This window comes from Noviluteimonas lactosilytica, from assembly GCF_020866925.1.
Lineage (GTDB): Bacteria > Pseudomonadota > Gammaproteobacteria > Xanthomonadales > Xanthomonadaceae > Noviluteimonas > Noviluteimonas lactosilytica.
In genome coordinates, this window is sequence record NZ_JAJGAK010000001.1 from 1,818,020 (window position 1) to 1,829,937 (window position 11,918).

The 11,918-nt window shown below is 66.6% G+C and carries 9 protein-coding genes; 5 read left to right on the plus strand and 4 right to left on the minus strand.

Features of this window, described 5'->3' with window-relative positions; genetic code table 11:
* Window positions 1–23 precede the first annotated feature (23 nt).
* Entirely contained in the window at window positions 24–2,423 is a 2,400-nt protein-coding gene (locus LK996_RS08705; protein WP_230526706.1) for a S9 family peptidase, read from the plus strand.
* On the opposite strand, the gene LK996_RS08710 is transcribed toward LK996_RS08705, so the two are convergent.
* A complete protein-coding gene (locus LK996_RS08710) occupies window positions 2,410–3,069 on the minus strand; it encodes a DUF1120 domain-containing protein (RefSeq protein WP_230526707.1) in 660 nt (219 codons plus the stop codon). The genes LK996_RS08705 and LK996_RS08710 overlap by 14 nt on opposite strands.
* 195 nt (window positions 3,070–3,264) lie before the next feature.
* Here LK996_RS08710 and LK996_RS08715 point away from each other — a divergent pair, with 195 nt between their 5' ends.
* From LK996_RS08715 to LK996_RS08725, 3 genes are all read left to right on the plus strand, one after another.
* Entirely contained in the window at window positions 3,265–3,453 is a 189-nt protein-coding gene (locus LK996_RS08715) for a hypothetical protein (RefSeq protein WP_230526708.1), read from the plus strand.
* A 112-nt stretch (window positions 3,454–3,565) separates the two neighbouring features.
* Entirely contained in the window at window positions 3,566–4,216 is a 651-nt protein-coding gene (locus LK996_RS08720) for a DUF1120 domain-containing protein (RefSeq protein WP_230526709.1), read from the plus strand.
* Window positions 4,217–4,254: 38 nt separating this feature from the next.
* On the plus strand, window positions 4,255–4,851 hold the full coding sequence (locus LK996_RS08725; RefSeq protein WP_230526710.1) for a hypothetical protein: 597 nt from the start codon (window positions 4,255–4,257) through the stop codon (window positions 4,849–4,851).
* 3 nt (window positions 4,852–4,854) lie between these two features.
* On the opposite strand, the gene LK996_RS08730 is transcribed toward LK996_RS08725, so the two are convergent.
* The gene (locus LK996_RS08730; RefSeq protein WP_230526711.1) at window positions 4,855–5,217 is read right to left on the minus strand and encodes an I78 family peptidase inhibitor; all 363 of its coding nucleotides are present in this window, start codon (window positions 5,215–5,217) and stop codon (window positions 4,855–4,857) included.
* A gap of 139 nt (window positions 5,218–5,356) precedes the next feature.
* Between LK996_RS08730 and LK996_RS08735 the strand changes: the two genes are divergently transcribed.
* Window positions 5,357–7,279, plus strand: a complete 1,923-nt coding sequence (locus LK996_RS08735) for a M61 family metallopeptidase (protein WP_230526712.1) — start codon at window positions 5,357–5,359, stop codon at window positions 7,277–7,279.
* A 201-nt stretch (window positions 7,280–7,480) separates the two neighbouring features.
* On the opposite strand, the gene LK996_RS08740 is transcribed toward LK996_RS08735, so the two are convergent.
* Window positions 7,481–7,906, minus strand: coding sequence for a hypothetical protein (locus LK996_RS08740; protein ID WP_230526713.1), 426 nt, complete (start codon window positions 7,904–7,906; stop codon window positions 7,481–7,483).
* A gap of 285 nt (window positions 7,907–8,191) precedes the next feature.
* A complete protein-coding gene (locus tag LK996_RS08745; RefSeq protein ID WP_230526714.1) occupies window positions 8,192–11,890 on the minus strand; it encodes an indolepyruvate ferredoxin oxidoreductase family protein in 3,699 nt (1,232 codons plus the stop codon).
* Between the last annotated feature and the right edge of the window lie 28 nt (window positions 11,891–11,918).

Here is an 11,918-nt window from a genome sequence, read left to right on the forward strand (position 1 = left end):
CCTTTTTGTAATCGAATCGACCGATGCGCCTTTCCGTCGCGCTCCTCCTGGCCCTCGCGCCGCAAGCCTTCGCACAGCAGCCCGCCACGGAACCGGCGCCGAGCGATCCGAACGCGCCGATCACGCTCGCGCAGGCGATGGCCGATCCCGACTGGATCGGCACGCCGATCGAAGCGGCGTGGTGGTCGTGGGACGGCCGGCGCGCTTACACACAGCGCAAGCGCCGCGGCGCGACCATCCGCGACACGTGGGTGCAGCCGATCGCGGGCGGCACCGCGGCGGCGCTGGACGGCGCGGCGCTGGGCGACATCGACGCGGCCGATCCGGTGTTCGACGCACAACGCACGCGCATGGCCTTCGTGCGCAACGGCGACGTGTTCGTGCGCGACCTGCGCAGCGGTGCGTTGCAGCAACTCACGCGCACCAACGACGACGAGTCGCAGCCGCAATGGGCGAACGACGGCGGCCTCGCATGGCGCGTCGGCAACGATTGGTATCGCTGGACCGCCGCGGGCGGCGTGCGCCAGGCCGCGTCCGCGCGCGCCGAGAAGGCGCCCGATGCGAAGCCCGCCGCCGACGATCTGCGCGATCGCCAGCTGCGCCTGATCGAAACGCTGCGCAACGATCGCGCGAAGCGCGAGGCCGCGCAGGCGCAGGACAAGGCGTGGCAGCGCAACGATCCGACGCGCGCGCCGGTGCCCGCGTATCTCGGCGACAGCGTCGAGATCGCCGACACCGCGATGTCGCCCGACGGCGCGTGGATGCTCGTCATCACCACGCCCAAGGGCGCGGACGCCGGCAAGGGCGGCAAGATGCCGAAGTACGTGACCGAATCGGGCCACGAGGAATTCGAGGACGTGCGCACGCGCGTGGGTCGCAACGATCCGATCGCGCAGACGCTGTGGCTGGTGAAAGTCGCCGACGGTTCGGTGAAGGAACTGAAGTACGACGTGCTGCCCGGCATCAAGGACGACCCGCTCGCCGCGATGCGCAAGACCGCGAAGAAGCCCGCGCTCGAAGGCAACCGTCCGGTGCAGGTGCTGCTGTCGGGCGACAACAGCGGCACGTCCGCGATCCACTGGTCGAACGACGGCCGCCGCGCCGCGGCGATGATCCGCGCGATCGACAACAAGGATCGCTGGCTCGCCTCGATCGACCTCGCCAACGCGACGCTGCAGCCGCGCCATCGCCTCACCGATCCGGCGTGGATCAACTGGACCTTCAACGACTTCGGCTTCGCGCCCGACGGTGCGTTGTGGTTCCTGTCGGAAGAGAGCGGCTTCTCGCACCTGTACGTGAGCGAAGGCAATGGTGCGCCGCGCGCGATCACCTCGGGCAAGTGGGAAGTCTCGCAGCCGAAGCTCGCCGCCGACGGCCGCCGCTTCACCTTCCTGTGCAACCGCGAATGGCCGGGCGACTACGAAGTCTGCGAAGTCGACCGCAACGGCGGCGCGGTGCGCGAGATCACCGCGCTCGACGGCGTCGAGGATTACGTCGTTTCGCCCGACGAAACGAAGCTGCTCGTGCGCCATTCCGACAGCTACGTTCCGCCGCAGCTCGCGGTGGTGAACCGCAACGGCGAGGGCCTGGCCGAACTCACCGACACGCGCACGCCGGAATTCAGGGCGCGCACGTGGGTCGCGCCGGAATACGTGCAGGTGCCGTCGAAGCACGGTGCGGGCACGGTCTGGGGCAAGTATTACGGCCCGAAGAACCCCGAGCCGGGCAAGCAGTATCCGATCGTGATGTTCGTGCACGGCGCGGGTTACCTGCAGAACGTCAGCGACCGCTATCCGAACTACTTCCGCGAGCAGATGTTCCACCAGCTGCTCGTCGATCGCGGCTACATCGTGCTCGACCTCGACTATCGCGGCTCGGAAGGCTACGGCCGCAAGTGGCGCACCGCGATCTACCGCAACATGGGCACGCCGGAACTGCAGGACTACCTCGACGGCCTCGACTGGCTCGTCGCGAACAAGCAGGGCGACCGCGCGCGCGCCGGCATGTACGGCGGCAGCTACGGCGGCTTCCTGACGTTCATGGCGCTGTTCAAGGAACCGGGCACGTTCAAGGCCGGCGCCGCGCTGCGCCCGGTGACCGACTGGTCGCAGTACAACCACGAGTACACGTCGAACATCCTCAACACACCGGAACTCGACCCCGAGGCCTACAAGGTCTCCTCGCCGATCGAATTCGCCGATGGTTTGCAGGACCACCTGCTCATCGCGCACGGCATGATCGACGACAACGTGTTCTTCCGCGATTCGGTGGTGCTCTCGCAGCGCCTGATCGAACTGCGCAAGGACAAGTGGGAACTCGCGCCGTATCCGCTGGAGCGCCACGGCTTCACGCATCCGGACAGCTGGTACGACGAGTACCGTCGCATCCTGGAGTTGTTCGACGAGAACGTCAGAGGTAAATGATTTCGAGCGTCGAGTTGCCGTCGATGGTGGTCGGTTGCGTGATCGACATCGTGTCGCGGCTTTCGAGGTAGACCTCGACATGGAATTGCAGGCTCATGGTCGTCGCCACGACGACCGTCGAGCCGGTGCCTGCCGCCACGAACTTGCGCCCGTTGGAACTGGGCACCCTGGCCTGCGGCGTGAGATACAGGTTGGTGTCGGCTTGCCACGTCGCGAGGTCGTTGCTGAACAACAGTGAGCGCGCCGACCCGTCCACCACGGGTTGGTAGTAGAAGCCGAATCCGTAGAACCCGATCGGATTTTGCGCCGCGGTCCAGCCCAACGCCAGGCAATGGCCGCACGAGGCCATCGCGGGATTCAACGTCTCGGAGCGATTGTCGAAGGCGCCAAGCGCGAACTGCGTCGGCGTGTCGCACGTGACCGACAACGTGCGGGAGTAAGTGTTGTAGTGCGCGAAGGAACTCTGGCTCAGGCTCGCGTAATCGATGCTACCCAGATCGATGTTCGGGTTGCCGATGTCCATCGAGCATGACGCCGCCGCGGTCACGCTGCCCGAGACGTGCATCTCCGCGCTTTCCGGAAGTGCCCAGCCCGGCGCGCAGTACATCGCAAGGGCCACCGCTGTCGCTATCGGAATGCACTTCATGGCGCCGGATCTTTCGCAGATGAGTCCGGTGCATTCTTCGCCTATCGCGCGACGCTGCAACGCCGGGAGGTTCCGGCCTGCATCGAACCGATTCGAGCTCCGCTGCCCCTTGGTGCGAATCCCGCACGATGCGTTGACGTCGCGGCAACGCCGGTAGCGCCACCCTGCGCGCCTGCACCTCGCCGGATCGCCGTGATGGAAAAACAACCGCATCGCAGGATCGAGAAGATCGCCGAGAACCGCTGGTTCCAGAACCAGCCGCGGATGGACGATCACGCCGAGCTCGGCACGTCCAAGGCCCTGGCGGAAGAGGACAACGCGCCGCCGAAGTTGTCGAAGGCGCCGCCGACGGCCCCGCAGCCCGGCGGACAGCAACGCATCTGACGCGGGGCGCGGTCCGCTGATCGCGTGGACGATTCGACGCACGGCTTGCGCCGTGTGCACGCAAAGTGCCGCCGCATGTCGAACGCGCCATGCGGCGCCACAAGGATGCGCGATGCGATTTCTTTTCGTTGTCTTGGCCGCGATGTCGGCCACGATCCCGCTCGCAAGCGCGGCACAGAACACCGGCGTCATCGCCATCGGCGGCACCGTCGTGCCCTCGTCGTGCACGCTGTTGGTGGATGCAGGCGGCGTCGACTTCGGCACCATTCCGCTGAGTGAGTTCAACGATGACGGCGGCACCGCCAAGCCCGCGCCGCGCGCGACGCAGATACGCGCCAATTGTTCGGGTCCGACATTGTTGTCGCTGATGATCCGCGACAACCGCCGCGACACGCTGACCGGTGTCCACTACGACGACGCGGGCGCCTTCGGGATCGGCAAGGCCGACTCCGGTTCGCAACTCGGCTTCTACCGCATCACGCCGGCGGCCGAAGGGGTGGTGAACGGGGCTCCGGCGCCGATCCTGCGCAGCAGCGACCGGTCCTCGTGGATCGAAAGCAGCGCGGACTGGACGAAGCTGGATGTCGCGTCGGCGGACGGGTACGCGTATCTCTCGCCGGGCACGGGCGCCGGGCCCGCCGGCGTCATGAGCGCCATCCTCCCCCTCAACGTCGCGCTGACGATCGCGCCGCTGGCGACGTTGGACCTCACGAGGGAAATTGTGATCGACGGCAGCGCGACGATCGAATTGCTCTACCTCTGACCCACTCCTCGCCGCGGTGTGGCGCTAAGCTCGGCCCCATGAAGCGCCGCGACTCGACGCCCGAAGTCCCGATTCCCGAAACGCATGCCGCCCAGCAGGTCGCCTACGCGTGGCAGATCGCCGCGCGCGACCTGCGCTTCACGCATCCCGAATTGCATGCGCAGATGACCGACAAGGTGCGCAAGCTGCTCGATGCGCAGGTGCTGGACGATCCGGCGATCGAGATACAGAAGCTGCAAGCCGAGCACACCGCGACCGCCTTGGTCTCCGAAGGTCTGCGCCGTGAACTCGACGAGCTGCGCCAGGCGCTCGCCGATGCGGTGCCCGGCATCGACGCGAAGGTGCCCGCCGCGGAAGCCGCGCGCCTGCGCATGCGCCAGTTGATCGACGCCGGTTCGCGCGGCAGCGGCCTGCCCGCGCCGGCGCACAAGCGCGGCGCCGATCCCGCCGAACTCGCGCCATCGCGCGACGTTTTGCAGGCCGTCGCCGACGGCACGCGCAACTTCACCCGCGAAGAACGCGAGTGGTGCGTGGGCGAAGCGATGGTGCTGACCGGGTTCCTCAAGACCCCCGTGCAGCTGATCGAAGAAGGCGAGCCTGCCCTGGCGAAGATCCTCCTCGACGCTCAGGCCTGAGCCTCAACCGCAGTTGACGTCGACCACCATGTCGTTGCCGTCGAGGATGATGTTCAGGCGATCGCCGCGGTAATCCATCGTGACCGGTTGATTCGGACGAATGACGCGCACGGTCGCGGCGCCCGCGGCGGTGCGTGCCTGTTCGGAGAACGCGTCGCTGATCTTCTGGCCTTCGAACTTTTCCGCCGGGTCGACGTTGCAGGTGACTTCGAGATGCCCTTCGGTCGTCGACGTGTCCGCCGAGGCGGACGACCCTTCGGCGGCCGCGGTTTCCGACGTCGCGGCGTCTGCGTCCGAGGACGGCGTCGAAGTGCAGGCGGCGAGCGCGAGCGACGTGCACAGTGCGAGGGCGATGCGGGTCTTCACGGCAGACTCCTGACCGGTGGGGAAGCCGCAAAGTACACCCGACCATGCCGAATGGCATAGGTCCGTTCGTCAACGATTCCGCAGGATGGGGCGTTTGCGCCTTTTCGCTTCCGTTGCGTTCACGACTCCAGGACACCGCATGCCCCGCCACACCTTGCTCGCCCTCGCGCTGACCCTCGCGCTGCCCAGCCTCGCCATCTCATCCGTAGCCGTTGCCCAGACCTCGCCGCAGGCACCGGTCTACGCCGCCAGCACCACGCCGTACCCCGGCACGATCGCGCTCGAGGTCGATGCGACCAACCTGTCGCAACGCGTGTTCTCGGTGAAGCAGCGCATCCCGGTGTCCGCCGGCCCGGTGACGCTGCTGTTCCCGAAGTGGCTGCCCGGCAACCACGCCGACTACGGGCGCATCGACAAGGTCGCGGGCCTGGTGATCACCGCCAACGGCCAGAAAGTGGAATGGACGCGCGATCCGCTCGACGTGTACGCGTTCAACGTCGACGTGCCGCAGGGCGCATCGACGCTCGACGTCGCGTTCCAGTTCATCACGCCCACCGATCGCGAGCAGGGCCGCGTCGTCATGACGCCGAACATGCTCAACCTGCAATGGAACATGGTCGCGCTGTACCCGGCGGGTTACGCCGCGAGCGCGATCACCTTCGCGCCGAGCGTGAAGCTGCCCGCCGGCTGGCAGGCCGCCACCGCGCTGGAAGTGCAGTCGAAGGCGGGCGACGTCGTGACCTACAAGCCGATCGACTTCGACACGCTGGTCGATTCGCCGATGTTCGCGGGGCGTCACTTCAAGACGATCGACCTGTCGAACGGCAAGGGCAAGCCCGTGCGCCTCAACGTCGTCGCCGACGACGCCAAGTACCTCGAAGTGAAGCCCGACCACCTGCAGGCCCATCGCAACCTGGTCGAGCAGATGCGCAAGCTCTACGGCGCCGAACACTACGACCATTACGACTTCCTGTTCGCGCTGAGCGGGCAGATGTCGGGCATCGGCCTGGAGCACCATCGCTCCAGCGAGAACGGCGTCGGCGTGAAGTACTTCACCTCGTGGGATCCGAAGAAGGGCAGCAGCGACCTGCTCGCGCACGAGTACAACCATTCGTGGGACGGCAAGTACCGCCGCGGCGCCGACCTCACCACGCCGACCTTCAACACGCCGATGCAGGGCAGCCTGCTGTGGGTGTACGAAGGCCAGACGCAGTACTGGGGCAACGTGATCACCGCGCGCTCCGGCCTGCGCACGTTCGAGACCTCGAAGGACGCGCTCGCGCTCGTCGCCGCGGCGTACAGCGAAAACCGCGCCGGCCTGTCGTGGCGCGCGCTGCAGGACACGACCAACGATCCGATCATCGCCAAGCGCACGTCGAAGGCGTATCGCAGCTGGCAGCTGAGCGAGGACTACTACTCCGGCGGCCAGCTGATCTGGCTCGAAGTCGATGCGCGCCTGCGCGAGAAGTCGAACAACAAGGTGTCGCTCGACGATTTCGCGAAGAAGTTCTTCGGCGGCAACGACGGCGACTTCAAGGTGAACCCGTACACGTTCGACGACGTGGTCGCGACGTTGAACGGCCTCGTCGCCGACGACTGGCACACGTTCCTGCGCGATCGCCTCGACGGCAAGAAGGCGATCACCGGCGGCATCGAAGCCGCGGGCTGGCGCCTGGTGTTCAAGGACAAGCCGAACGGTTACGCGAAGGCCGCGGCCTCCGAATACGGCGGCGGGGACGACTTCCTGTATTCGCTCGGCATCACCGTCGGCCGCGACGGCAGCATCTCCGACGTGCGCTGGGACAGCCCGGCGTTCAAGGCCGGTGTCGGTCCGGAGATGACGCCGGTCGCCGTCAACGGTCGCCAGTACAGCGGCGAAGTGATGGAAGACGCAATCACCGCGGCGAAGGCATCGAAGCAGCCGATCGAACTGTTGGTGAAGGAGTTCGACACGTATCGCACGATCAAGCTGCCGTACTACGACGGGTTGCGTTACCCGCACCTGGAGCGGATCGAAGGTCGACCGGATCTGTTGTTCTCGATTTACGCGCCGAAGAAGTAACCCACAGTTGCGTGTTGCGCGCGCCGCAACACGCGACTACCATCGCGCTGTCGCCACGAGCGACCAAGGACCCGACGAACCGGTTTGAGTTTGGTCTACCGCCCGAAAGGGTCCCACCCAGAGTGGGATAACCAAGAGTCCCCGGCCCGATCGACAGAAGCCCGCCTCCAGGCGGGCTTTCTGTTTCTGGACCAGCAGGACCTAGGCCGGTGGGCGATGCGTTCTCCGCCCGTTTGCGGCGTTGACGATCAGCGTGGTCAGGCTGACTTTTCGCGCTCCTGCCTTGGCCTGCTTCGCATCGCCTCGCAGGTAGGCGCTTTCGATCTCCATCTCGACGAATGTCCCGCGGCGCCTGATGTTGAAGTAGACGAAGTACTCATCCGACCCGGCGACGGTCGGATCGCGCCACACGAAATAATTGTGGTGGCGCGTGAAGTAGCAGTTCCGGATTCCGGCGACGATTTCGGGCAACGCCAGGCTTTCGTTCCAGCGCACCGTGCAGAAGACACGGTGATCCTGCGGCCGTCTCGTGCAGTTGTAGTAGTGCTCGGGATTCGCGCCGGCGACTTTCGCCAGTGCCTGCGTGAAGCAATGGTGCGAGTAGACGACTCGCACCTTGACGGTCATCGCTGCGCGCCCCGGCTTTCGCACCGTGCGAGCGACCGCGGGAATCGAATGATCCACGAACGACGGTTGCACGTGGCTGACCGAGTAACAAACGCCGTCCTGCGAGTGGTCGGCCCAGTGGGGACCGGTGGCAAGCGTAGCCAAGGCTCGGTCTCCGTCGCGGTTCTCCCGAAGCTCCGCGATCCACCGATCCCGTTTCGTGACCTTCTCGGCCGGAACTCGAGGCATGAAAAAAGCCGCCCCGAAGGGCGGCTTTTTCTCCTGCGACGATCAGGCTTGCGCCGATCAGGCCGCCGATGCCATCGCCTGCGGCGGCGCCTTCCACTGCGCGAGCAGCTTCGCCTCGCGGGCCTTCGCATCGTGCAGGTGCGCTTCCTTGACGTGGCCGTAGCCGCGGATGTGTTCGGGGATCGACGCGATCTCCGCCGCGAGCGCGACGTTGACGGCGTTCAATCCATCGACCAGCATGCCGACCGTCGCCGCGTAGTCTTCGATCAGGCGACGCTCCATCCTGCGTTCGCCGGTGTAGCCGAACACGTCGAGCGCAGTGCCGCGCAGGAAGCGCAGCTTCGCCACCACCTTGAACGCGGTGAACACCCACGCGCCGTATTCGCGCTTGAGCAGGCGGCCTTCCGCGTCCTTCTTCGCCAGCAGCGGCGGGGCGAGGTGGAAGCGCAGCTTGTAGTCGCCGTCGAACTGCTGTTCCAGGCGACGCTGGAACTCGCCGCTCGTGTACAGGCGCGCGACTTCGTACTCGTCCTTGTACGCCATCAACTTGAACGCGTAACGCGCGACCGCTTCCGACAGGTCGGTGCTGCCCGGCGCGCGCTGCTGTTCGGCGGCGCGGACCTTCGCGACCAGGTCGGTGTAGCGCTTCGCGTACGCGGCGTTCTGGTAGTCGGTGAGGAACGCGACGCGGCGCGCGACGACTTCGTCGAGCGAACGCGACAGGCGCGCATCGTCGAGCGGCAGGAACGCCACGTCGCCGCCGCCGTGCGCGGGCAGGTGGCGCGACTCGTCTTCCACCGCGTTCGGCTTCGGCGCGACGTTCGCGCCCCACTCGTGGCCTTCCCATTCGCCCGGCGACAGGACCGGAAGCTCGTGCAAGGTGTCCTGCGACGGAATCGAACGCGCGATGCCCGCCGCGTCGAGCACCGCCGGCAGGTCGGTCGCCGCGAGGCGACCCCACGCGAACGCGGTCTTGTTCATCTCGATCGCCGCGCCGTTGAGTTCGATCGCGCGCATCAGCGCGTCGAACGAGATCGGCACCAGTGCACGCTGCCAGGCGTAGCCGAGGATGAAGAGGTTGGTCGCGATCGCATCGCCCATCAGCGCCGTGGCGAGTTGCGTCGCGTCGACGAGGTGCATCGCCTTGTCCGCATCGCCGTCGGTGCCCAGCGCGAGCTTGATCGCCGCGACGATGTCCTGTGCGGGGAACTGCATGTCGGGGCGCGTGGTGAACGTGCCCGGCATCGCCTCGTAGCTGTTGAGCACGACCTGCGTGCGGCCGCTGCGGATCTTCGACAGCGGCCAGTAGTCGTTGACCACGACCATGTCGCAGCCGAGCACGAGGTCGGCTTCGCCCGCGGCGATGCGCACGGCGTGGATGTCGGCCGGCGTATTCGCGATGCGGATGTGCGTGGTGACCGCGCCCCCCTTCTGCGCAAGACCCGTCTGGTCGAGCACGCTCGCGCCCTTGCCTTCGAGGTGGCCGGCCATGCCGAGCAACGCGCCGATCGTGACGACGCCCGTGCCGCCGACGCCGGTGATCAGGATGTTCCAGGGCTGGTCGAGCGACGGCAGCGTCGGCGTCGGCAGGTTCTGCAAACGATCGGCGGCGCCCGTTCCCTTCTTCTTGCGCAGCGAACCACCATGCACCGTCACGAACGACGGGCAGAAGCCGTTGACGCAGGAGTAATCCTTGTTGCAGTTGCTCTGGTCGATGTCGCGCTTGCGGCCGAACTCGGTTTCCTTCGGCAGCACCGACACGCAGAACGACTTCTTGCCGCAATCGCCGCAGCCTTCGCACACCAGCGAGTTGATCATCACGCGCTTCTGCGGATCGACCATCTTGCCGCGCTTGCGGCGACGACGCTTTTCCGTCGCGCAGGTCTGGTCGTAGATCAGCACGGTGGTGCCGGGCGTTTCGCGCAGGCGCTTCTGCACGTTGTCGAGTTCGCTGCGGTCGAGGAAGTCGACGCCGTTCGGGAAGATCGACGGATCGCTCCACTTGGCGATGTCGTCGGACAGCACGACGATCGTCTCCACGCCTTCGCTGCGTACCTGGTGCGCGATCTGCGGGACGCTCAGCGTGCCGTCGACCGGCTGGCCGCCGGTCATCGCGACCGCGTCGTTGTAGAGGATCTTGTAGGTGATGTTGACCTTCGCCGCGATCGACTGGCGGATCGCGAGCGAGCCCGAGTGGAAGTACGTGCCGTCGCCGAGGTTCTGGAACACGTGCGGCGTATCGGTGAACGCGGCCTGGCCCGCCCACGTCACGCCTTCGCCGCCCATGTGCGTGAAGGTGTCGGTGCTGCGGTCCATCCACGTCACCATGTAATGGCAACCGATGCCGCCCAGCGCGCGCGAGCCTTCTGGCACGACGGTCGAGGTGTTGTGCGGGCAGCCCGAGCAGTAATGCGGCACGCGCGGGAACGCGGCGCGCGGCAGCGCGAGTTCGGATTCCTTGCCTGCCATCCAGCGCATGACGTCGCGGATGTGCTCGCTGTCATGGAACTTCTGGATGCGCTTTGCGATGACACGCGCGATGCGCGCCGGCGTGAGTTCGCCGGTCGAGGGCAGGATCCATTCGCCGGCTTCGTCGTACTTGCCGACGACCGACGGACGCTCGCCCGTCCAGTTGTACATCGCTTCCTTCATCTGGCTCTCGATGAAGGCGTGCTTCTCCTCGACCACGAGGATGTCCTGCAGGCCGCGCGCGAAGTTGCGCAGGCCGATCGGTTCCAGCGGCCAGGTCATCGCGACCTTGTAGACGCGGATGCCGAGGTCGGCGCATGCACGCGCGTCGAGGTCGAGGTATTCCAGCGCCTGCAACACGTCGAGGTACGACTTGCCGGTGGTGATGATGCCCAGGCGGGGCGTCGGCGAATCGATGACGATCCTGTCGATCCTGTTCGCGCGCGCGAATGCCTGCGCGGCCTTCACCGCGTACTGGTGCAGGCGCATTTCCTGGTCCATCGGCGGGTCGGGCCAGCGGATGTTCAAGCCGCCGCGCGGCATCTCGAAATCGTCGGGCGTGATGATCTGCAGCGCCATCGGATCGACGTCGACCGACGCCGACGACTCCACGTTCTCCGCGATCGTCTTGAAGCCGACCCAGCGGCCCGTGTAACGCGACATCGCCCAGCCGACGAGGCCGAGGTCGAGGATGTCCTGCACGCCCGCCGGATTGAGCACCGGCATCATCGCGCTGACGAACTCGTGTTCCGAACCGTGCGGCAGCGTCGAGGAACGGCACGCGTGGTCGTCGGCCGCGAGCGCGAGCACGCCGCCCTTCGGCGAAGTGCCCGCGGCGTTCGCATGCTTGAACACGTCGCCGGTGCGATCGACGCCCGGGCCCTTGCCGTACCACATGCCGAACACGCCCTCGACCTTCGCGCCTGGGAACAGGTTCGTCTGCTGCGTGCCCCACACCATCGTGGCGCCGAGGTCTTCGTTGAGGCCCGGCGTGAACTTCACCGACTTGCCTTCCAGGTGCTTGCGCGCGCGCCACAGCTCCAGGTCGAAGCCGCCGAGCGGCGAACCGCGATAGCCGCTGACGAAACCCGCGGTGTTCAGCCCCGCCGCTTCGTCGCGCAGCTTCTGCATCAACGGCAGGCGCACGAGGGCCTGCACGCCCGACAGATAGATGCGGCCCGATTCGCGCGTGTACTTGTGGTCGAGCGTGTAGTCGGCGTCGACGGCGCTGTTGGTGAGCGCGGTGTTGGCGGAGGCGGGGGAAGAGAGCTCGGCGGTGCTGGTCATGACAGGCTCACGGGCAGGCCACGCCCGG

Excerpts from the sequence above, each read along its gene's own strand:
- LK996_RS08705 (WP_230526706.1), top strand. The coding sequence starts at position 24 with ATGCGCCTTTCCGTCGCGCTCCTCCTGGCCCTCGCGCCGCAAGCCTTC.
- LK996_RS08710 (WP_230526707.1), bottom strand. The coding sequence starts at position 3,069 with ATGAAGTGCATTCCGATAGCGACAGCGGTGGCCCTTGCGATGTACTGC.
- LK996_RS08715 (WP_230526708.1), top strand. The coding sequence starts at position 3,265 with ATGGAAAAACAACCGCATCGCAGGATCGAGAAGATCGCCGAGAACCGC.
- LK996_RS08720 (WP_230526709.1), top strand. The coding sequence starts at position 3,566 with ATGCGATTTCTTTTCGTTGTCTTGGCCGCGATGTCGGCCACGATCCCG.
- LK996_RS08725 (WP_230526710.1), top strand. The coding sequence starts at position 4,255 with ATGAAGCGCCGCGACTCGACGCCCGAAGTCCCGATTCCCGAAACGCAT.
- LK996_RS08735 (WP_230526712.1), top strand. The coding sequence starts at position 5,357 with ATGCCCCGCCACACCTTGCTCGCCCTCGCGCTGACCCTCGCGCTGCCC.
- LK996_RS08740 (WP_230526713.1), bottom strand. The coding sequence starts at position 7,906 with ATGACCGTCAAGGTGCGAGTCGTCTACTCGCACCATTGCTTCACGCAG.
- LK996_RS08745 (WP_230526714.1), bottom strand. The coding sequence starts at position 11,890 with ATGACCAGCACCGCCGAGCTCTCTTCCCCCGCCTCCGCCAACACCGCG.